Source organism: Corallococcus sp. M7 (genome assembly GCF_054512695.1).
Window position 1 is genome coordinate 6182225 of record NZ_CM137252.1, and the last position, 22097, is coordinate 6204321.

Here is a 22097-nt window from a genome sequence, read left to right on the forward strand (position 1 = left end):
GGGAACGATAGCAGAGCCGGCTGGGCGCGCCCAGTTACTGGAACGCCCGGAGATACGTGAGGTTGTCCAGGTTGTCGGTGATCGACTCCAGGGCCACCTGGAGCACGCCGTCCGCCGAGGGGTAGGCGACGAAGGCGAGGCTGGAGCCCTCCACGTCCGTGGCCACCACGGAAGCAGGCAGGGTGTAGACCGCCAGGCTGCTCGACGAGCTGGTGTCCACGCCGAAGATGTAGCGGCGGAAGCGCGGCAGCAGCGTCACCAGGTAGCGGTCCCCCGCGTTGAGGCGGCTGCCCGCGCCAATGGTCGGCGTCATCGTGAGCGTCAGCGGCGCGGGCACGTAGGTGGTGGGCGTCCTGGGCGGATCCAGGCCCAGGTCGAAGCCGTCCGGGTGGTAGTAGTAGTCCAGGAAGGTGGAGACCGTGTACGCCTCGTTGACGTCCAGCCGCTGCAGGTACGTGCTGCTGGTCTCCGCGCCCGCGTAGAGCACGAAGGGCTTCACGTTCGGGCCCGCGCGCACGGAGAACGACGGATACGACGCGCAGGGCTCCGCCGCGGCGACGACCGCCGGGTCGGACAGGTCCGGGTAGAGCCGCGTGAGGCCGTTGCCCTGGTCCTCCAGGCGCAGGATGGGGATGACCGCCGCGCAGACGCCCGCGTTGTTCGCCAGGATGATGGAGTCCCCGGGAATCACGCCCCGCGCCGTCGCCAGGGTCGTCTCGATGAGGAGCGGCGGGTCCTCCTGGGTCAGGTCGCGGGAGAGGCCGACCAGTCCGGGCAGCACGCCCTGGAAGACGAAGCGGTACGTCCCGTTGGGCACCGAGCCGTTGCAGAGGAACGCCGTGGCGTTGGTCGCATCCTGCACCTGGGGACAGCCGGGCTGGGTCACGGTGATGCCCTGGAACTGATCCGCGCGCAGCTGCTCGCTGCTGTCCAGCAGCTGCGCGGACACCGACGAGTTCAGCGGCTTGTTCGACGAGTCGCGGTCCAGGTTGAACGGGCGCCGCTCGTCCGCGCGGAACAGGGTGATCTTCCCGTCGGACGACGGCATGATGCCCAGGAGCGGAATGGCGGTGATGTAGGGCACGCTGTCCGCCAGCAGCTCACGGACCTCCAGGCCCGAGCGCAGCGTGAGGCCCGTGGGCAGGCCCGCGGACGTCCGCAGGGTCAGCATGGGCGCGCCGGTGATGTCGCGGGCGAGCACCGGGGTCGCGGACGGCGCGTTCACCGGATCCGCCCCGTTGTCGAGCGCGATGACGCCCTCGCAGTCGGACGAGTTGCACGTCAGCTCATCCAGCACCACGAACACGAAGCGGCCCGCGGGCCAGGGCTCGATGCAGGTCGTCGTCCCATCCTCCTGGGTCTTCACCACCGTGCCCGGCGGGCAGTCCCCGCTGTCGAGCTTGGGCTTCGGCACGCCGTAGCTGGGGTGCGTGGCCACGAGCCGCGCCGGGATGTCCACCAGGTCCGCGTAGTTGGGCACCGCGTAGGGCGCCGGACGCGGTCGCTTGTAGGGAATCTCCACGGAGGCCCCGTCCGCGACGACGCGCACGAGCCGGCTGGTGCCGGACACGTTGCGGATGGCGACCACCAGCGAATCCACCCGGTCCGCCCGCGCGGGCAGCGTGGTCATGGACATCACCGTGTCCGCCGGCTTGAGGCAGAAGACGGGCAGCGCGGGAGGCAGCGCGGCCGCGTCGAAGCCCTCCGGGCCGGGCAGGTCCTGGCGCATCACCACCCCGCCACCGAAGGGACCGCAGAGCTGCTCGGCGGCCTCCGGACGCGTCTGGAGCGCGTAATACAGGACGCTCGGCGCGCCCTCGGCCACCGGGGCGTGCGCGGTGAAGGCGGTGATGAGCTGGCCGGTCGCCAGGCGCGTCACCTCGTTGAGGCGCGCGCGGTCCGCGGCCACCACGGAGATGCCGCGGCCGCCAGAGCTGCGCGCGTAGATGTACGGGCCGGACACGTCATTGCCGTCGCCGTCGTAGCCCACGTCGCGGGTGAGCGAGTCCGGCCGCGCGATGACGGGGATGGCCAGAGGCTCCAGCGGGTTGGGCGCGGGGATGAACTCACGCGGCGTGCGCGTCAGGTCCAGCACGCGCAGCTCATCCCGGTCCTGCGAGGTGACGAAGACGAGCTGGTTGGAGAGCACCACGTCGTACGTGCCGGAAAGCCCGGCGGCGCCCGCGGTGGAGGTGGTGTCGGAGCAGGCGAGCGCGAGGCTCGCGCCGCTCAGCACCAGGGCAGCAAGAAAGCCGCGCTTCAAGGTCAGTTCTCCTGGCACACGCTGGTGCCCTGGTTCGGATCGCGCTGCTGCTGGATGCCCAGCTTCGCCACCACTCGCGCGTCCTGGGGACGCGCCAGGTCGGGGATGTCCACGATGGCCACCTGGCTGTCACCGAAGTTGGTCACGAACAGCCGCGCCGCGTTCGTCCCGGCGGGGTTGTCCACCGTCAGCCCGAAGGCCTGGGACGGGTTGCTGGTCTGGTTCTGGTTGTTGACGAGCGGCACCTGCGCCACGACCTGCCCGAGCGCCTCGTCGTAGAGGGACAGCGCGCTGTCGCCGGTGCTCGTCACCGCGATGATGTGGGTGTCCGCGTTGGACGAGCCCGGCGTCCGCGAGATGATCTGCATGTCGCTCACGCCGTCGGGCATGGGCACCGCGGAGACCACGCGGAAGAAGGGCTGCGTGGAGGTGCCGCCCGGCACCGCGTCATATTCGAAGTCGAGCGTGAGCAGCGTGTCCGGGCCGCGCGCCAGCATGTACAGCCGCTCGCGCACGAAGTTCGGACGCGCCGCCCGCTCCTCCGCCGTCACCGGACGGGGCACCACGCGCGCGGCGCGCGCCTCGCGGATGCGGTACTCCGCCTGCAGCGAGGGCTCCAGGATGGTGCCGGGGTCGTTCTTGTCCACCAGCCGCAGCACGAAGTTGCCGGCCACGGTGCCGCTGATGCCGGCCACGAAGTTGCGGCCCGTCACGTAGAGGAAGCCCGTGCCCACCGTCACCGAATCCGAGCCGCCGTAGAGGTAGCCCTCGGGAGACAGCGAGATGAAGCCCAGCGAGTCCCGCGTGGGGTTGTCCAGCTTCACCGTGGCCAGGTAGCTCTCGAAGTTGCTGCTGGACTTCGCGGGCGAGTCCGCCGCCTCCGAGTGCGTCACGTACAGGTTGCCGCTCGCCTCATCCACCGTCACGCCGATGGGCGACGGAGCGCGGGGCAGGCCCGCGCGGCCCTCGTCGCTGAGGGACGAGGGGATATCGTCGGTGAGCGACAGCGCGCCGTTGCGGCAGTCCACGCCGCCCTGCACGCAGGTGAGCACCGGAGCGCCGTTGGCCTCCAGGCTCACGTCCACCGCGTGCAGGTTGTTGCCCTCCGCGCGCGAGGGCACGAACAGGCGCGGCAGCCCCGTGGCCGGGTTCACCCACATGCCCAATTCACCCGCGAAGCTGCGGATCTGCACCAACGACTCGTCCGCGGAAGACAGGTCCTCGAAGGCGAGCGAGGCGTCCGGGAGCGCGCCACCCAGGTGGGGCACCGCGACGGTCTGCCCGTCCACCTGCGTGCTCAGCGTGTCCAGGTTCAGCGCCACCACCGAACCGGAGTCGTAGCAGTTGTCGAAGTTGGCGTTCGCGACGAACAGGTAGCCGTTGCTCGCCGACGGGCCGCCCGCCGCTGGAGGGCGCCAGAACGCCACCCCGCTGGGGTACACGAAGCGGGTGGACGGAGGCGGGTTCGGTTCGGATTCAATCGAACACGCCCCGAGGAGCAACAGCGCGGGGGTCAGGAAGTGGAGGCGCATCAGAGGGGGGCGGAGTGTAGGAACGCGGCCCTGCCCCGGGCAACTGAATAGGGCTACTGCTATTCCCGGCCGCCCTCCCGCCGACATCCGCCCCCATCCACGGGGCGTGCGCCGCTCCCCTGGTGGGGGAACGGGCACGCTCCGGGGCGGTGAAGCAGCGGCCAGGCGTCAGGCCGCGGCGGTCTCGGCCTGGATCTTGGAAAAGTCCGCCACCTGGTTGAACAGGGCGCCAATCTCCGTGAGGAACCGGATGCGGTTCTCCCGCAGGTCCTTGTCCTCGGCCATCACCATCACCTTGTCGAAGAAGGTGTCCACGGCGGGCTTCAGGCCGGTGATCTCCTTGAGCGCGCCGGCGAAGTCGTCCGCGCGCACGTGCTCGCCCACCTTGGTGCGCGCCTGGGTGAAGGCGGTGTGGAGGTTCTTCTCCGGCTCGTCGGTGAAGCGCTGCGGGTTGGTCTGCCCGCCGGCCACGTCCTTGCCCTGCTTCTCCACGATGTTGACCACGCGCTTGAACGCCGCCGCCAGCGGTTGGAAGTCCGAGTGGCCCACGAGCACGCTCAGGGCCTCCAGGCGCTTCTTCGCCGCCACCAGGTCGTCGAAGCCCACGGACAGCACCGCCTCCACGACGTCCGTGCGGTGCTGCTCGCCCCACAGCGCCTTGAGGCGGCCGCGGAAGAACTCCAGCACCTGCTCACGGGGAGCCGCCTCGCCCGGCTTGCGCTTCACGTTGGCCAGCTTGGGGGCCAAGAGGCGCAGCGCTTCATCCACCGCGGCGGACAGGCTGAAGCGGTAGCCGCGTCCCAGCACGATGCGGATGATGGACAGGCACGCGCGGCGCAGCGCGAACGGATCCGCCGCGCCGGACGGTGCCTTGCCGATGGCGAAGATGCCGCACAGCGAGTCCAGCCGGTCCGCCAGGCCGATGAGCGCGCCCGCGTCCTGCGACGGCAGCGCGTCCTCGGCGCCACGGGGCAGGTAGTGCTCGAAGATGGCCAGCGCGACCGCGTCGGGCTCGCCGCCCGCCTTCGCGTACTCGCGGCCCATCACGCCCTGGAGCTCCGGGAACTCACCCACCATGCCGGTGACGAGGTCCGCCTTGGACAGTGTGGCGGCGCGCTCCACCGTGGCCGCCTCCCCTGCCCTGCCCGTGGCCTGGGCCAGCCAGCCCGCCAGCGCGCGGAAGCGCTCCACCTTCTCCAGGTACGTGCCCAGCTGTCCCTGCCACACCACGCGGCCCAGCTTCTCCACGCGGTCGGCCAGCGGCGTGCGGCGGTCCTCGTCGAAGAAGAAGCGCCCGTCCGCGAGCCGCGCCGCCAGCACGCGCTGGTAGCCGCGCAGGGACAGTTGCTCGTCGCGCACCGGCGTGTTGGACACGGCGATGAAGCGCGGCAGCAGCTTCCCCTTCGCGTCCGTCAGCGAGAAGTAGCGCTGGTGGCTCTTCATCTCCTGCACCAGGACCTCCGGCGGCAGGTCCAGGTGGCGCTCCTCGAAGCTGCCCACCACGGGGCTCGGCAGCTCCACCAGGTTCGTCACCTGGTCCACCAGGCCCTCGTCCTCCAGCAGCCGGGCGCCCGCCGCAGCAGCAGCGGCGTTCACCTTGCGCAGCAGCTCCGCGCGGCGCTTCGCGATGTCCGCCACCACGTGCGCCTTCTCCAGCGCGGCCTCGTAGTCCGAGGGCGCCTTCAGCGTGATGGCGCCCGGCGCGAGGAAGCGGTGGCCGTAGGTCGTGCGGCCCGCCTTCACATCGCCCAGCACCACCGGCAGCTCCGTGTCGCCCAGGAGCGCCACCAGCCACTGCACCGGGCGCGCGAAGGCCGTGTCCACGTCACCCCAGCGCATGGACTTCTTGAAGCTGATGCCGTGCACCGCCGCGTGCAGCGCGTCCTGGAGGATGGCCTCCGCCGGACGGCCCTTCTCCTCCACGCGCGCGGAGAGGTACTCGCCCTTGGCCGTGGTGGTGCGCCCGAGCGCGTCCACGGACAGCTTGAGGCTCTCGGCGAACTTCTCCGCCGCCTTGGTGGGCTTGCCCTGCGCATCGAAGGCGGCCTTGGCGCTGGGTCCCAGCACCTCCTTCGTGATGTCCTCGCCCGCGTCCGCCACGTCGCGAACCTGGACGGCCAGCCGGCGCGGCGTACCGAACGTGCGCACCTCGCCGTGCTTCAGGCGGGCGTCGGCCATGCGCTCGGTGAGCACGCGCTTCAGGTCCTCCAGCGCGGGGATGATGAACGACGCCGGGATCTCCTCGGCACCGACCTCCAGGAGCAGATCACGCGCCACGGGCCACCTCCGCCTTCTCCTTCTTCTCCACCGGCTTGTTGAGCTGCACCGTCTTCCAGTAGTCGCTGGCGGGCTTGCCCTCCAGCACCGGCGGCTGCTCGCCCACGGTCCACGGCGTCTTCGTCAGCGGGTAGCCCAGCCGCTCGCGCATCTGCAGGTAGCCCTCCGCGCACAGGCGCGCGTTGTCACGCACGCGCTTGATGAAGTTGGCGCGCTCGGTGACGGAGATGGCGCCGCGCGCGTCCAACAGGTTGAACGTGTGCGAGCACTTCAGCGCGTAGTCGTACGCGGGGATTGGCAGGTGGCGCTCGATGAGCCGCTTGCACTCCTTCTCGTACGCGTCGAACAGCGTGAAGAGCATCTGCGGGTCGGACTCGTGGAGGGCGTACTTGCTCATCTCCACTTCGTTCGCGTGGAAGACCTCGCGGTACTTCACGCCCTTGACCCACTCGATGTCGTAGACGTTCTCCACGTTCTGCAGGTTCATCATCAGGCGCTCGAGCCCGTACGTCAGCTCCGCGGACACGGGGCGGCAGTCGAAGCCGCCGCACTGCTGGAAGTAGGTGAACTGCGTCACCTCCATCCCGTCGCACCACACCTCCCAGCCCAGGCCCCAGGCGCCCAGCGTGGGCGACTCCCAGTCGTCCTCGACGAAGCGGATGTCGTGCTCCAGCGGATCCATTCCCACCTTCCGCAGCGACTCCAGGTACAGCTCCTGGACGTTCTTGGGCGCGGGCTTGAGGATGACCTGGAACTGGTGGTGCTGGAACAGGCGGTTCGGGTTCTCACCGAAGCGGCCGTCGGCGGGACGCCGCGAGGGCTGCACGTACGCGACGTTCCAGGGCTCGGGACCGAGCGCGCGCAGGAACGTGTACGGGGCCATCGTGCCCGCGCCGACTTCCGTGTCGTACGACTGGGTGACGATGCATCCCTGGTCGGCCCAGTGCTTCTGGAGCGTGAGGATGAGGTCCTGGAAATACATGATGGCGAGTCCTTCTCGCAGTGCGTCGAAGGCGAAGGCGGAACGCGGCGGACCCTAGTGAGGGGGTCCAGGAGCGTCAAGGACGGCGGTCAGTCCGAGTAGGCCGGGAGGTCGGCCAGTCGAATCTGCAGCTTCGTCACCTCGCCGGGGCGGATGGGAGCGGACAACAGCTTGCTCGTACCGCCGGGATCCTGCGGGTCCACCACGCGCAGACGGTACGTCCCGATGGGCAGGGGGAACTTGTTCAACGGGGACGTGCCCAATTGCGTGGCGCCGTCGAACACGGCCGCGTTCTTCGGCACCGTGTAGAGCGTCAGCCAGCCCAGGCCCGCCTTCGCCGCGCCCTTGGCGGTGGTCGTGTCGAGCACCTCCGGGTTCTCCTCCTGCGAGACGGTGGTGACGGGCTCCGGGGGCCGCTCCGAGGGCTCGGGCTTCGCGGGCTCGGGCTTCGCGGGGCGCGGCTCCGCCTTCGCCACCACGGGCGCTTCCGTCGTGGCGGCCGGCTTCGTCTTGCGTCCCCCCTTGGCTGCGGGGGCCTTCTTCGTGTCGACGGGCGTCGCGTCCACCACCGGTTCAGGCGTGGGCGGCGGCTCCACCTGCGCCGGCTCGGGCTCGGGGGTGGTCTTCTGGACGAAGCCCGGCGGAGGACCGGAGGGCTTCGGCGGCCACTGTCCGTTCGCGGCGGGGTCCACGGGAGGCGGCGGATCCAGCTCCGCCTTCACCCACTGCTTCGCGGAGTCGAACGCCGGCATGAACACGCGGCGCACGGGTTCGAGCGTCGCCAAGTACGCCACGCCGCCCAGGAGGACGAGCAGGAACAACCGCATGCCCCAGCCGGAGCCCTCGCGCGCGGGCGGGGCCACGGGGGGCGCTTCTTCAACGGACGCCTCTTCCTCCACCTGCCGCGAGGGCCGCGCGGTGCCACGCACCGGACGGGCCTTGAAGCGCTGGGTCTGGAGCTCGCTGGGCGGATCCATCAGCCCGTCGGACGGGGCCGCGGCGCGGGCTTCGGCGGGCTCGGGCCTCGCGCTGGGACGGGCCCGCGAGGGCCGCACGGCGTCCGCGGGAGGACGGACCACCCGGGGAACGGGCGTCCCATCCGCCCCCGCGGGCCGCTGCGCTCGCGGCGTCACGGCGGGCGTGTTGACGCGAGAGGCGCGGGCCTCCACGGCCTCATTGGCGGGACGCGGGGTCGCGCGGGGCGCGGGCGTCGCGGACTCCGCGGCGGTGCGGCGGACGGGCGTGGGCTTGAAGGACGCCGCGACGTCCGGGGACGGGGCCTCCGCGTGCGGCGACTTCACCTGCGCGGTGGCCGCCGAGGCGGCCTGCTCACTGCCCTCCTCCGCCTGGAGCGCGCCGGCGGCCTCGCTGACGCGGGCGTCCTCGGCGCGGCTGGCCAGTTCCAGGAGCGTGCGCGTCTTCTGGCGCTTCTCCTCGAAGAGCTCGCCCATGACGGCGGTCATCTGGTCTTCGTCGAACAGCTCGGAGCCCAGCGTGGCCTCGATGGCGCGCGCCATCTCCCGGCAGGTGCCGAAGCGCTGGGTGGTATCGCGCGACAGCGCCTTGAGCACCACCGCTTCCAGGGCCTCCGGCACGGCCGCGTTGAGCGAGCGCGGCGCGGGGATGTCCCCGTCCACGATCTGCATCATCACGGCGGCTTCGCCGGGCGCGTTGAACAGGCGCTGTCCGGCGAGCAGCTCATGGAGCATCACGCCCGTGGAGAACTGGTCGCTGCGGCCATCCAGGTCCTTGTTGCGCACCTGCTCCGGGGACATGTACCCGCTGGTCCCCTTCACGGTGCCCACCTGCGTGCGGCCCAGCTTGCCGCGCGCCTTGGCGATGCCGAAGTCGATCACCTTCACGACGCCGTCGTAGGTGATCATCACGTTCTTCGGGGACACGTCGCGGTGCACCACCGCCACGGGGCGGCCCGACGGATCCATGAAGTGGTGGGCGTAGTGCAGGCCCAGGCACGTGTCGCGAATCACGCGCGCGCTGAAGCCCAGCGGCAGCGCGTACTTGCGCCGCTCCGCCATCTTCACCACCTGCTCCAGGTTCTGGCCGGGCAGGAACTCCATGGCGAGGTACAGCTCGCCGTCCTCCTCACCCAGGTCGAACACCTGTCCGATGTTCGCGTGCGAGAAGGCCGCGGTGATGCGCGCCTCGTCGAGGAACATCTTGACGAACTGGTCGTCCTTCTTGATGTCGGGGAGGATCTGCTTCACCGCCACGAACTTGCGGAAGCCACCGGGACCGGAGGTGTACGCGAGGAACAGCTCCGCCATCCCGCCCATCGAGAGTCGGGTGAGGATCTCGTACTTTCCTATGCGCCGCCCCCGGTCGGGATCGTCTCCGGCGACTCCCTGCGTACTCATGGCGGGGGCGGATGTTACCCGCCCAACCCTCCCAGGTCGATGATCGTCTTTCCAGACAGGCCGCTCCCCCGAGCCAGGAGCCCGGAGAAAGCGGCTTAGGCGCCGAAACGCCGCCGCCGCACGTCGAGCATCCAGGCCTCGAGCGCGGCCACGGCCGCCGGTTGTGGCTCCAGAGGCAACACGGAGGCCGCGTCCGCCGCGTCGAGCACCGTGAAGGCGCGCGTCACCTCCGCCTGCCACTGCGCGCTGAGCGCGTCGGTCAGCTCGATGCGCTCACCGCTCCGCTTGCGCTCCACCAGCGTGCGGGCTTCGCCAAAGCCATACGGCTCCAGCAGGACGGTGACGTCCGTCTCCACCTCGCCCGTGCGCAGCGCATGCGTTCCGGTGAGCGTCGTGCGCAGCACGTACAGCAACTTCTTCACGGAGCGGAATCCGCTCTTCTCCCACTCGCGGAGCTGCCCCTGCGCGAAGCCGCGGTAGTGCCGGTGGATGCGCCGCGACATCACGGCCCGAACCAGCGGACGCAGCGCCTCCAGCTCCGGCAGGGCCCGCACGGTGATGGCCCCCAGCACGCGCTCGATGTAGTTGCCGTTGCCCTGGAGGATGCCCAGCAGCACGGGCTGCAGCTCGTTGGACGAGTAGTCCACCTCCACGCCCTCCAGCACCTCCAGCCGCTCCGCCGGCACGTGCCGGGGCTGGAGGCCGAGGAGCGCGGCGGTGGGCGCGATGTGGATGGCCTTCAGGTCCAGGTCGCTGTCATGCGACGGGAAACCGTACGCATGCGCGCCGGACAGCGAGATGACCAGGTGCTCGCGCAGGAGGGACTCCGCGTCCAGCACGCGGTCCGCCATGCGCTCCTGATGTTCCGTCACCCTGCCCTTCATTCCGTCCCTCCTTCCAGCGCCGGGGCTTCCGGCGCGTCACGGCCCAGCGGTCCGGGCGTCTTCAAGACCCAGCGCCGCGCCACCTCGTCTCCCACGCGACGCAACAGCCGGTCCGCGCGGGCGTAGTCCGGATGCTCCGGCAGCCGGCTCTCGCGGTGCGCGGCCTCCAGCGCCGGAGCCATCGCCTCGGCGTCGCGCAGCACGTCCTCCAGGGGCACCTGTCCCCCCTTGATGTCGAGCAGCCGCGCCTTCAACGCCCCCGTCGCCTCGAAGGTGGGCACGCCGTCGCGCAGCCAGCCCGTCGCCAGCGCCACCAGCCGCAGCAGGTTGTACGCGTTCTTCGGCCGCAGCTCGCGAGCGGACGGAGGACGCTGGCCGCCGCCGCGCGCATACGCCGTGAGCGCCGCGAAGTCGTTGGACGCGAGCAGCCCCTGGTCCCAGAGCGAGCGGTAGAGCTGCTTGACGTACGTCTTCGCCGCGAGCACCGCGTCCTCGGCGGTGGGCGCGGCGCGGGGGGACACGGAGGCCAGGCGACGGGCCACCTCGTCCAGGTCCGGCGTGGGCTCCTCGCACAGCCACGCGAGGAGCAGGTCGCGGTGCTCGGCCAGCCGCTGGCTGCGGGTGAGCTTGTCGAGCTGGCTCATGGCATAGCGCCCGAAGCTGCCGAAGATGGCCTTGGAGACGAACGCCTCGCGCGCCTCCAGCACCCACGTGCCCAGCTCGTCCACCGCCGTCGCGCCGGGGACGAAGAGGGTCTCCAGCGTGTTCGGATCCGCGCGCAGCGCCTGCTCCACCGTCTTGCGGACCTCCCAGTACGTGGTGCTGCCATCCGCGCTCACCAGGTCCTGCGGCGGCTGTCCCAGCCCCAGCGTCCACGGAAGCGGCAGCGCGAACACCCCGCGCACGTCCACGTCGGAGCGCTCATCCGCGAGCCCCCAGGCGTGGCTGCCCACGCGCGTCTCCAGCACCACGCACGGCCGCAGCGCGCCCCAGGCCGCCTCGCGCCGCTGGGCGAACTGCACCTGTCCCGCGCGCCGGGGCACCAGCTCGTCGCGCGCGAACCACACCTCGCCCACGCCGACGATCTGCACGTCGAAGCCGCCGTCATGCGCGCGCACTACGCGGCCCACCACGCCCTGGGGGATGCGGCGGCCGCCGGACGCCACGCGCTCCACGCGGGTGGTGACCTCGGTGCCATGCGGCAGGGGCACCGACAGCCGGTCGATCTGCTCCAATCCCCGGACGCGCGCCGGAGCGGAGGAAGAAGTCTCGCGGGTGTCACTCATCGGTTCCTCCCGGATGGGATGGTGGGCCACGCAGGACGCAGCCAGGCACACGAGCCTGACCCGGCACGGCGTTTCCCGTCAGCGCGCGATGCGTCTCATGGCGGGTAGAGCGGGCAGCAGCCCCTCCACTTCGGAGGCCAGGGGGAGCGCCGACACCGCGCCCAGCTTCGTCACCACCCGCGCCCCCACGCCCGCCGCGAAGGTCATCAGCGCGACCAGTTCCTCGCGTGTCGCCTCCTCCAGCGAGCGCGCGTCGCCGTACCCGCGCACCAGGCCGCTCAACATGGCGGACACGAAGCCATCCCCCGCGCCCGTCGTGTCCACCACCGTCACCTGGGGCGCAGGCACGGAGAGGACCTCGCCGCGCCAGAGGAACACCGCGCCGCGAGGGCCCAGCGTCACCACGGGCAGCCGCACACCCTTCGCGGCCAGGACATGCAGGGCCGCCTCGGGCGAGTCCTCGCCGGTCGCGAAGTGGATCTCCTCCTCGGACAGCTTCACCACCGTGCACAACGGGAGCATGCGCCCCAGGAGGGCTCGCAGCTCCTCGGGCTGTGTCCACATGTGCAGCCGCAGGTTCGGGTCACAGCTCACCAGCATCCCGGCCTCACGGGCCAGGGTGAGCATGCGCACCATGGCCTCGCGCGCCTCCGGCAGGAGCAGGGAGTTGGAGCCGCAGTGCAGCGCCTTCGCGCGCCGTACGAAGGCGCCGTCCACGTCGGAGTCGTCCAGCAGGAACTCCGCGGACCGCGTCCGGAAGTACGTGAAGCTGCGCTCGCCCTGCGCGTCCAGCGAGACGAACAACAGGCCCGTGCGCGCGTGGTCCACCTGACGCAGGCGGCTCACGTCCACGCCGTCCGCCGCCAACCGGTCGCGCAGGAAGTGGCCGAACTCATCGGAGCCCACCACGCCCACCATCGCCGAGCGCAGGCCCAACCGCGCGAGCCCCACGGAGACGTTGGCCGGGGAGCCTCCCGGCGATGGCTTCCAGGCCTCCACGTCCCGCACGCGCGAGGCGCCGCCGGCCACGGGGAGGAAGTCCACCAACGTTTCGCCGACACACACCACGTCCAGCGGCCCGGCTTCGTGCATGACAGCTCCCCCTGGGGACCGCGCGCTGCCCGTCAGTCCAGGCCCACCTGCGCCATGAAGTCCACGCTCTTGAGCTTGCGGCCCACGTGGTGCGCGATGAAGACGTTGAGCAGGCCCCGAGCCCGCGCGCGAAGGTCCGCGGGCAGCGGCGTGCGTTGCCCCTCCTGGAGCGAGCGCAGCCCGGCCAGCAGCGCCACCGGCACCGGCACCGAGTCGCGCGCGCGTCCGCCACACGGCTCGCACACCGCGCCACCGTGCCCCTGGTCGAACCGGGGCCGCTCGCCGGGCAGACCGCCACACAGCGAGCAGGAGTCGAAGCGCGGCATCAAGCCCGCCTGCGCCAGCGCCGCCAGCTCGAACGCGAGCAGCGACGTGGGCCCGGCCTCCTTCGCGTCCAGCCGGTGCAGGTAGCCCTCCACCAGCTCGAACAGCTCCGGGTGCGGTTCGTGCTCGCGCGTGAGCTCGCGGCACAGCTCCACCGCGTACAGTGCCCGGGCGATGAGCGACAGGTCCTCGCGCGCGGCGTAGAAGCCCGCGACGATGTCCGCCGAATCGATCCGGACCGTGCTGCCGCGCGTCTCCACGAGCTGCACGCGCAGCCGCATGAACGGCTCCAGCGCCCCCGCGAACCGGCGCTTGCTCTTGCGCGCGCCCGCGGCGAACGCGGTCAGCTTGCCGTGCTCACGTGTGAGCAGCGTCACCAGCCGGTCGGACTCGCCATAGTCGACCGTGGACAGCACGAACGCGTCGTCGGCGTACCGCTCCATGATCCCTCTTCAACGCGCCGCGGGGGGCGGAAGCTTCCCGGACAGCACCAGGAACAGACCCGCGCCCAGGAGCAGGATCGCCAGCAGGACGGCCAGGATGACGTACGCCCGCTTGCGCCGTGCCTTCTCCAACTGCGCCGGCGAAGGCGCGGGCACCGCCCGGTCCACCTCCTCGTAACGAAGCGCCGCTTCCTCCGGCGACAGGCCGATGACCTGCGCGTACGCGCGGATGTAGTTCAGCACGAACACGCGCTCGGGCAGCCGCTCCACCTGCCCCGCCTCCAGCGCCGCGACGAGGCTGGGGGGAATCTTCGTCTCCCGGGAGACGTCCTCGCGCGACAGGCCGCGAAGCTCGCGCTGCTGGCTGAGGTATTTGCCGAAGTCGACGTGGTCCACGGTCTTTCGGGGCCCCCGCGGCTAGAGGTGGTCCAGCAGTGAGCGGCAGTCGTCCTTGAGCACCTGCTCGTTGGGCTGGGCCTTGGCCTCGCAGCCCGCGAACGCCTTCTTCGCCTCGTCCGCCCGCCCGAGCTTCGCCTGGCACACGCCTTCGCGGTGGTAGGCATCCGCCACTTCCGGGCACTTCTCACGGTAGTGCGCGAACTGCCGGCACGCCTCCTCCGTCTTGCCCGTCTCGTCGTAGATGATGCCCAGGTTCTTGTAGCCCAGGCAGAACTCCGGGTTGGTGGTGATGGCCGCCTTGATGTTCTGCAGCGCGTTCACCGTGTCGCCCTTCTTGTAGAGCGCCCAGCCCATGTTGTTCTGCGCGGAGAAGCCGTAGCGGTACTGCATGTCGTTGAGCGACGTTTCGTACAGCTTGATGGCGTCGTCGTAGCGCCCCTGGTCCAGGCGCAGGTTGCCCAGGTTGGTGCGCGCGTCGGAGAAGGACGGCCGCAGCTCCAGCGCCTTCTCGTAGTGGGACGACGCCTCGTCGAGCCGCCGGAAGGACAGGTGCAGCAGCAGGCCCACCGCGTTGTGGGCCTCCGGGTTGCTCGGGTTCTGCTCCAGCGCCTTCTGGTACTCCGCGAGCGCGTCCTGCACGTGGCCGTGCTGCTGGGCCTGCACGCCCAGGTCGTAGTGGATCTCCGAGCTCCGGCGCTCCTTCTCCGTGGGGACATGCGCGCAGCCCGCCGACGCGAGCGCGAACGCGAGGAAGCAGGAGGAAGTGATGCGGGACATGGGTGCCAATCCAGGGTGGAGGGTCAGAACGCGGCCAGGAAGCGGCCCAGGGTGGTGGCGACGTTGCGCTTCTCTTCAGCGCGGGCCTTCACGGCGGGCACGAGCGTGGGCTCCCGGAAGAACACGGGCAGCGTCTTCAGCCACTCGTCCTGCTGCGCGGGGGCCGCGGCACGCCAGTTCGCGTTGTCCATCATGAAGCCCAGCGACTCCACGAACGCGAGCGCGTCGTCCTCGTCCTCGCGCAGCTCATCCGCGGACTGGATGCGCCGGCCGGACACGTACACCGCGCAGTCCCCCGCCTCCACCAGGTACAGGTACACGAAGACGCCCGCGCCCTGCCCGCCGCGCAGCCCCACCACGAAGGCCTGCGCGGGCCCGGCCTGCTTGCCGGGAATGGCCACGTGCGGCGTGTTGAGGGACAGGTGCAGCGCGAGCACCTGGTCGCGGTTGGCGGGAAGGCCCCGGTAGCGCTCGTCGATGGTGAACACCGTCGTCTCCCTTCCCGCGCACACCCTAGCGGGTGGTGAGCGTGAACTCCTCGGTCGCGTCCTGCGCGTCCGCAGCCGTCTTCTGGAAGCGGATGAGGGGCGTGTCAATCATCACGTTGCCGCCGCCCTCGTTCCCCTCGCCGATGATCACCTTGAAGACGTTCCCGGGCGACGTGCTGCGGCGGCTGCCCGTGTTCTGCTTGCGGGCAATCAGCGTCACCGCGTTCGCGCCGGGACGCAACTGGCTGGTGATGTCCACCACCACCTGGTCCTCGTTGTTGCGCAAACGGCGCAGCCAGCGCGAGTTCACGTACACGTCGATGTCGAAGTCCGTCATGCCCGGCGTCGTCTGCTCCGTCACCAGCCAGTAGCGCTGGGTGATGCGCCCCGGCACGGTGGGGGCCGCGGTGGGAGCGGCTGGCGCGGGGGCCTGCGCGACGACGCCCGCGTCCAGGGGCGCGGCGGCGGGAGGCGTGGCGGTGGAAGGCGGCGTGGATGTGGGCGTCACGTTCGTCACGCGGGCGGCGTAGCCCGGCGCGTCGATGTGGACGTTGCCTTCCGCGTCGATGCGGACGGTGGCCTTCTCGAAGCGCGTGTTCGTCACCCCGTCGATCTTCACGCCGTTCAGGAAGACCGAGCCGGCCAGGGCCAGCATGGGGACGAGCAAGGCCGCGACGGTGAGGGCAATTCGGGCGGACGGACGGGGCATGGGGGGCATTCCTCCTCAGGAATCCTCAACAGTCCCGGGAGCTTGCGAACGACTTAGCGCACCCGGGGGAGCGGGACAAGGCGGGGACGGCCCTCCTTGGAGCGCTCCGCCGCCCCGAACATTCACCCGGGGGCCCGTCTTCCAGTCCGGCCGCGAAGGCCGTCAGGGCGCCGCGGTCTGCGTCTCGTCCGGCGTCGGTGGCGGCGGCTCGCGCTGCGCGAGCGCCCAGTCCCCGCCCAGGCCATGGCCCTCGCGGAAGCGGCGGAAGTCGCGCCGCACGGCCCGGGGGTAGCGGCGGAACTTCTCCAGCTCCCCGGCCTTCATGGCATCCCGGATGCGCGTGGGGCCCGCGTTGTAGGCCATCAGCGCCAGGTCCAGGTCGCCGCCGAAGCGGCCCTGCAGGTTGCGCAGGTAGCGGATGCCCAGGCGCACGCAGACGGCGGGATCCGCCACCACCTCCTCGCGCGACAGCTTCAGGCCTTCCTTCTCCGCCAGGAAGTGCAGCGTGCTGGGCTTGATCTGCATCAGGCCCCGGGCGCCCTTCTCGGAGACGGACTCCTCCTCGAAGTCGGACTCCACGTCGATGAGGGCCAGCACCAGCAGCGGGTCATACCCTGTGCGGCGCGACTCCTCGTCGATGGCCTGCCCCAGCCGCCGGCGCAGCGTGAGCCCCAGGTCCGGGGCACGCTTGGCCAGCACGGCGTCGATGAGGGCCGCCTCCTCGGAGATGACCTCCTGCGCCACCATCTCGGGGACCACGGACTGGGGGGCGGACTCCTCCAGGAGGGGCACCACCCGCGCGGACACCACGAGCGCCACACCCGCGAGCAGCGGGAGCCGGGAGCACCCGCTGCTCAGGGCATGCAGCCCCGCGAAGAACCGCGTTCCCAACGACCTGCCGCCGCCCGAGGCGGCGGTTCCACTCACTTGCGGTGCTCCAGGGCCTGGATGCGTTCGTTCAGACGCTCCAGGCGGGCACCGAAGGCTTGAAGCTCCTCGCGGCGCGGCAGCTTCAGGAGGGTCAGGGCCGTGCGGACCCGCTCCTCCACGTTGTGCTCCAGGTCCTTGCGGTGCCCCGTCAGCCGCTCCGCGAACTCACGGGCCTGACGCTTCACCTCGTCCTGGCTCCAGCCCGCGACGGACGCCACGCGCTGCACGGCGCGGGAAGCCTCCTCCTCCGCCGTGTTCACCGCCAGGAGCGCCTGGCTCCAGATCCGCTCGAATGCCTCCGCCACGGAGGTCTTCTCTCGGGGGGCCTCGGTGTTGTTGTCCATGAAGTCGCTCCGGGAGTTACCCCGGGCCCTTCCAATGGAAGGGACCCTGGGCATTCAAAGGGGTTTGCGACCTAAGCACACCCCATGGGTGATGAAAACGCTGCTCAGGCCCGCGGAGAAGACGCCGCGCCGCCTGAATTCTTGGTCGAAGCGTGGGCGCGCCGGGTGGGCTTCAGGAGCACATCCAGCTTCTTCGACAGCCGGCCCAGCTCCTGGGTGATCTGCTGCACCTGGGACTGGCTGGCAACTCCCACCACCTCCACGACCTTCGTCTGGAGCCCATCCAGCCGCTTGCGCAGCTCCACGCCCGCGGCGTCCACCTTCTTGCTCAGCTCCTGCACCCGAGGGTCGGCGCGCAGCTCACCGGCCTGCACCTTCGTCCAGATGGCCTGGACCTCCTTCGCCGCCACCTGGCTCCGCGTCTCCAGCGCACGGAAGGCCTTGTTCGCCTCCCCTTCCAGGCCCTGGAACCGCTTCTGCGCCTCGGAGAACCGCCCCTTCAGGTAGGCCTCCACGTTCTGCGTCACGCCCGTCTTCGCGTCAGCCTTCTCAGTCGTCGTCGCCATGTCGCGCTCCCCCCCGGGTGTTCCGGGTCTCATAACGTGATGCGTCAAGATAACGCACCGCGACATGGTGTCAAGCGAACAGGGAACCAAGTGTGCAAAACGAGAAAGCCGCCGCCCCGGTATGACACCAGGACGGCGGCTGACTCACGAAGCGTCAGGGACGCTTCGCGGAAGCACTAGGCGACGTCGGTGGACCGGGTGTCCGGCCGCGACGGCGGAGGGGCCAGCGGGCCGGTGTCGCCGTGGGTGGCGGCCAGGGCGGCCTCCATCTCGTTGACCTCGTCCGTGGGGCTCTCCACCTCGATGTCGAGGTGCTTGTAGTTCGGCAGGCCCGTGCCGGCGGGGATGAGCCGGCCCATGATGACGTTCTCCTTGAGGCCGCGCAGGTAGTCCACCTTGCCGTTGATGGCGGCCTCGGTGAGCACCTTCGTGGTCTCCTGGAACGACGCCGAGGAGATGAACGACTCGGTGGAGAGCGACGCCTTGGTGATGCCGAGCAGCAGGGGCTCGCCCACGGCCGGGCGCTTCCCTTCGGACATGACCTTCTCGTTCTCCTCCTCGAACACCCACTTCTCGACCTGCTCGTCGACCAGGAAGTTGGTGTCGCCCACGTCGGTGACGCGCACCCGGCGCAGCATCTGCCGGACGATCGTCTCGATGTGCTTGTCGTTGATCTTCACGCCCTGCAGTCGGTAGACCTCCTGCACTTCGTCCACCAGGTAGCGCGCGAGTTCCTTCTCGCCCAGCACCTTGAGGATGTCGTGCGGGTTGGCCGCGCCGTCCATCATCGCCTCGCCGGCCTTCACGCGGTCGCCGGAGTGGACGTTGATGCTCTTGCCCTTGGAGATCAGGTACTCCTTGGCCAGGTCCGCGCGCTGCTCGCCGCTCACCTCGGGGGTGATGATGAGCTTGCGCTTGCCCTTGGTGTCCTTGCCGAAGGACACCACGCCGTCGATCTCCGCGATCGCCGCCGCGTCCTTGGGCTTGCGCGCCTCGAAGAGCTCGGCCACGCGGGGCAGACCGCCCGTGATGTCCTTGGTCTTCGTGGTCTCGCGCGGCACCTTGGCGATGACCTCACCCGCGGAGATCTCATCCTGGTCGTTGACCGTGATGATCGCGCCCTGGGGCAGGAAGTAGCTCGCCTGGTTCTTGGAGGACGGCAGGTCCTTCACGTTGCCGGCCGCGTCGCGGATGGTGACGCGCGGACGCGCCTCCGGGTCCTTGGACTCGATGACCGTCTTGCGCGACAGGCCCGTCACCTCGTCGAGCGTCTCGGACATCGTCACGCCTTCGATGATGTCCTCGTAGCGCACGACACCGCCCACTTCCGTGAGCAGCGGGATGGCGAACGGGTCCCACTCGGCCACCAGCACGCCCGGCTCCAGCTTCTGGCCTTCCTTCACCAGGATGCGGGCGCCGTAGATGATCTGGTAGCGCTCGCGCTCGCGGCCCGACTCGTCGACGATGACGATCTCGCCGTTGCGGTTCATGGCCACCAGCGTGCCGTCCGCCTTCTGCACCGTGTTCAGGCCCGCGAACTTCACGGAACCCGCGTAGCGGTTCTCCAGGCTGGACTGCTCCGCGCGACGGGTCGCCGCGCCACCGATGTGGAAGGTGCGCATGGTCAGCTGCGTACCCGGCTCACCGATGGACTGCGCCGCGATGACGCCCACGGCCTCGCCCACGGACACCTTGCGGCCACGCGCCAGGTCACGGCCGTAGCACTCCACGCAGATGCCGCGCTTGGCCTGGCAGGTGAGCACCGAGCGGATCTTCACCTTGTCCAGACCGCTGTTCTCGATGCGGCGGACGCGCTCCTCGTCGATCTCCTCGTTGGCGCGCACCAGCACCTCACCCGTCACCGGGTCGAGGATGTCGTCCAGGGCCACGCGGCCCAGGATGCGCTCACCCAGCGGCTCGATGATCTCGCCGCCCTCGACCAGGGCGCCGATGAACAGACCATCCATGGTGCCGCAGTCGTACTCGTTGATGATGGCGTCCTGCGCCACGTCCACGAGACGGCGGGTGAGGTAACCGGAGTTGGCCGTCTTGAGCGCCGTGTCCGCCAGGCCCTTGCGGGCGCCGTGCGTGGAGATGAAGTACTGGAGCACGGAGAGGCCTTCACGGAAGTTGGCCGTGATGGGCGTCTCGATGATTTCGCCGGAGGGCTTCGCCATCAGGCCGCGCATACCCGCCAGCTGGCGGATCTGCTGGGCGCTGCCGCGGGCGCCGGAGTCGGCCATGATGTAGATGGGGTTGAACGACGGCTGCTTGCGCGTCACGCGCTTGCCGTCCACGTCCCCGGAAGCCTCGTCCTGGGAGATCTGCTGCATCATCTCCTGGGCGACCTTCTCGGTGATCTCCGCCCAGATATCGATGACCTTGTTGTAGCGCTCACCGTCGGTGATGAGGCCTTCCAGGTACTGGTTCTCGATCTCCGCCACTTCCTTGCGCGCGTAGTCCAGGAACTCCTGCTTCTTCGCAGGGATGATCATGTCCTTGAGCGCGATGGAGATACCGGCGCGGGTCGCGTGGAAGTAGCCCGCGCTGCGGACGCGGTCCGCCAGCAGCACCGTCTCCTTCTCGCCCGTGAGGCGGTAGCAGAGGTCGATGAGGTTACCGAGCGACTTCTTGTCGAGCACCTTGTTGATGGCGTCGAAGCCCACGCGGCGCGGAACGACCTCCCACAGCAGCACGCGGCCGACCGTGGTCTCCTTCCGCTTCCCGTCGATGCGGCACACCACCTTCGCCTGCAGGTGCACCTCGCCGTGGTCGTACGCGGCGCGCACCTCGTCCGGCGACGCGAACACGCGGCCTTCGCCGTTGGCGAACTCGCGGGCGCGCGTCATGTAGTAGATGCCGAGCACCATGTCCTGCGTCGGGACGATGATGGGCTTGCCGTTCGCGGGGCTGAGGATGTTGTTCGTCGACATCATCAGCACGCGCGCTTCCATCTGGGCCTCGATGGAGAGCGGCACGTGCACGGCCATCTGGTCGCCGTCGAAGTCCGCGTTGAACGCGGCGCACACCAGCGGGTGCAGCTGGATGGCCTTGCCCTCGATGAGGACGGGCTCGAAGGCCTGCATGCCCAGGCGGTGCAGCGTGGGGGCGCGGTTGAGGAGCACCGGGTGCTCGCGGATCACGTCCTCGAGGATGTCCCAGACCTCCGGACGCTCCTTCTCCACCATCTTCTTCGCGGACTTGATGGTGGTGACGTAGCCCTTCTCTTCAAGCTTGTTGTAGATGAACGGCTTGAAGAGCTCGAGCGCCATGATCTTCGGCAGGCCGCACTGGTGCAGGCGCAGCTCGGGGCCCACCACGATGACGGAGCGGCCCGAGTAGTCCACGCGCTTGCCGAGCAGGTTCTGGCGGAACCGGCCCTGCTTGCCCTTGAGCATGTCGGACAGCGACTTCAGCGGCCGCTTGTTCGGGCCGGTGATGGTCTTGCCGCGGCGGCCGTTGTCGAACAGCGCGTCCACGGCCTCCTGGAGCATCCGCTTCTCGTTGCGGATGATGATGTCCGGCGCGTTCAGCTCCTGCAGCCGCTTGAGGCGGTTGTTGCGGTTGATGACGCGGCGGTACAGGTCGTTGAGGTCGGAGGTCGCGAAGCGGCCGCCGTCCAGGGGCACCAGCGGACGCAGGTCGGGCGGGATGACCGGGATGACGTCCAGCATCATCCACTCCGGCTTGTTGCCGGACGAGCGGAACGCCTCAGCCACCTTCAGGCGCTTGGCGTACTTCTTCCGCTTCGCCTCGCTGGTGGTCTCGCGCATGTCCTTGCGCAGTTCCTCGGACAGCTTCTCCACGTCCAGGGACTTGAGCATCTCGCGGACGGCCTCGCCGCCCATGCCCGCGCTGAACGAGTCCTCACCGTGCTCCTGGAAGAGCCGGTGCATCTTCTCCTCGGAGATCAGCTCGCCCCTCTGGAGCGGCGTCGCCTTGGGGTCGATGACCATGTAGCTCTCGCAGTACAGCACCTTCTCCATCTCCTTGAGGGTGATGTCGAGCAGGTTGCCGATGCGGCTGGGCAGCGACTTGAGGAACCAGATGTGGGCCACGGGCGTGGCCAGCGTGATGTGTCCCAGGCGCTCACGGCGCACCTTGGACTGAATCACTTCCACGCCGCACTTCTCGCACACGACGCCACGGTGCTTCATGCGCTTGTACTTGCCGCAGTTGCACTCGTAGTCCTTCACCGGCCCGAAGATGCGGGCGCAGAACAGGCCGTCCCGCTCCGGCTTGAAGGTGCGGTAGTTGATCGTCTCCGGCTTCTTCACCTCGCCGTGCGACCACTGACGGATCTTGTCGGGCGACGCCAGCGCGATGCGGATGGCGTTGAACGACAGCGGGTCCTTCGGCTTCTCGAAGAAGTTGAAAATGTCCTTCACGTTGCCTCCGAAAACTTATGAGCGCTCAGGGCGCCAAA

17 protein-coding genes are annotated in these 22097 nt (G+C 69.8%); all 17 read right to left on the bottom strand.

Translation table 11 applies throughout. From position 1 onward, the window contains the following. Window positions 1–34: 34 nt before the first annotated feature. The 17 genes from ACX114_RS24755 to rpoC all read right to left on the bottom strand — a co-directional run bounded on the left by ACX114_RS24755 (window position 35) and on the right by rpoC (window position 22059). Window positions 35–2263: a hypothetical protein gene (locus tag ACX114_RS24755; protein WP_459288404.1), complete on the bottom strand. Its 2229-nt coding sequence runs from the start codon at window positions 2261–2263 to the stop codon at window positions 35–37. A 2-nt stretch (window positions 2264–2265) separates the two neighbouring features. Beyond that, window positions 2266–3795 (bottom strand): YncE family protein, encoded by a 1530-nt coding sequence (locus ACX114_RS24760; protein WP_459288406.1) that lies wholly within the window; start codon window positions 3793–3795, stop codon window positions 2266–2268. Between the two features lie 168 nt (window positions 3796–3963). Then, entirely contained in the window at window positions 3964–6072 is a 2109-nt protein-coding gene (gene glyS, locus ACX114_RS24765; RefSeq protein WP_459288408.1) for a glycine--tRNA ligase subunit beta, read from the bottom strand. Next, window positions 6062–7054: a glycine--tRNA ligase subunit alpha gene (gene glyQ, locus ACX114_RS24770; protein ID WP_459288410.1), complete on the bottom strand. Its 993-nt coding sequence runs from the start codon at window positions 7052–7054 to the stop codon at window positions 6062–6064. The genes glyS and glyQ overlap by 11 nt, the downstream gene beginning before the upstream one ends. A gap of 89 nt (window positions 7055–7143) precedes the next feature. Then, the gene (locus ACX114_RS24775; RefSeq protein WP_459288412.1) at window positions 7144–9429 is read right to left on the bottom strand and encodes a protein kinase domain-containing protein; all 2286 of its coding nucleotides are present in this window, start codon (window positions 9427–9429) and stop codon (window positions 7144–7146) included. Window positions 9430–9524: 95 nt separating this feature from the next. Continuing rightward, on the bottom strand, window positions 9525–10313 hold the full coding sequence (locus ACX114_RS24780) for a nucleotidyltransferase domain-containing protein (protein WP_459288415.1): 789 nt from the start codon (window positions 10311–10313) through the stop codon (window positions 9525–9527). Continuing rightward, window positions 10310–11599 carry a DNA polymerase beta superfamily protein gene (locus ACX114_RS24785; RefSeq protein WP_459288417.1) on the bottom strand — a complete coding sequence of 430 codons (1290 nt, stop codon included), beginning with the start codon at window positions 11597–11599 and terminating at the stop codon, window positions 10310–10312. Before ACX114_RS24785 ends, ACX114_RS24780 begins: the two co-directional genes overlap by 4 nt. 78 nt (window positions 11600–11677) lie before the next feature. Further along, the gene (locus tag ACX114_RS24790; protein WP_459288419.1) at window positions 11678–12691 is read right to left on the bottom strand and encodes a carbohydrate kinase family protein; all 1014 of its coding nucleotides are present in this window, start codon (window positions 12689–12691) and stop codon (window positions 11678–11680) included. 32 nt (window positions 12692–12723) lie between these two features. Next, complete coding sequence (recO, locus tag ACX114_RS24795) at window positions 12724–13458, bottom strand: DNA repair protein RecO (RefSeq protein ID WP_120587552.1); 735 nt, start codon at window positions 13456–13458, stop codon at window positions 12724–12726. Between the two features lie 9 nt (window positions 13459–13467). After that, entirely contained in the window at window positions 13468–13854 is a 387-nt protein-coding gene (locus ACX114_RS24800; RefSeq protein ID WP_459288421.1) for a helix-turn-helix domain-containing protein, read from the bottom strand. Between the two features lie 21 nt (window positions 13855–13875). Beyond that, window positions 13876–14634: a social motility TPR repeat lipoprotein Tgl gene (gene tgl, locus ACX114_RS24805; RefSeq protein WP_459288423.1), complete on the bottom strand. Its 759-nt coding sequence runs from the start codon at window positions 14632–14634 to the stop codon at window positions 13876–13878. A 23-nt stretch (window positions 14635–14657) separates the two neighbouring features. Beyond that, window positions 14658–15122 carry a social motility and stimulation tgl protein gene (locus ACX114_RS24810; protein ID WP_120549802.1) on the bottom strand — a complete coding sequence of 155 codons (465 nt, stop codon included), beginning with the start codon at window positions 15120–15122 and terminating at the stop codon, window positions 14658–14660. A gap of 25 nt (window positions 15123–15147) precedes the next feature. After that, window positions 15148–15831 carry a hypothetical protein gene (locus ACX114_RS24815; RefSeq protein ID WP_459288425.1) on the bottom strand — a complete coding sequence of 228 codons (684 nt, stop codon included), beginning with the start codon at window positions 15829–15831 and terminating at the stop codon, window positions 15148–15150. A 162-nt stretch (window positions 15832–15993) separates the two neighbouring features. Beyond that, a complete protein-coding gene (locus ACX114_RS24820) occupies window positions 15994–16758 on the bottom strand; it encodes a lytic transglycosylase domain-containing protein (RefSeq protein ID WP_459288427.1) in 765 nt (254 codons plus the stop codon). Beyond that, window positions 16755–17105: a phasin family protein gene (locus ACX114_RS24825; protein ID WP_120568125.1), complete on the bottom strand. Its 351-nt coding sequence runs from the start codon at window positions 17103–17105 to the stop codon at window positions 16755–16757. Before ACX114_RS24825 ends, ACX114_RS24820 begins: the two co-directional genes overlap by 4 nt. 104 nt (window positions 17106–17209) lie before the next feature. Further along, window positions 17210–17671, bottom strand: a complete 462-nt coding sequence (locus ACX114_RS24830; protein ID WP_459288429.1) for a hypothetical protein — start codon at window positions 17669–17671, stop codon at window positions 17210–17212. 176 nt (window positions 17672–17847) lie between these two features. Beyond that, a complete protein-coding gene (rpoC, locus tag ACX114_RS24835) occupies window positions 17848–22059 on the bottom strand; it encodes a DNA-directed RNA polymerase subunit beta' (protein ID WP_014397766.1) in 4212 nt (1403 codons plus the stop codon). Between the last annotated feature and the right edge of the window lie 38 nt (window positions 22060–22097).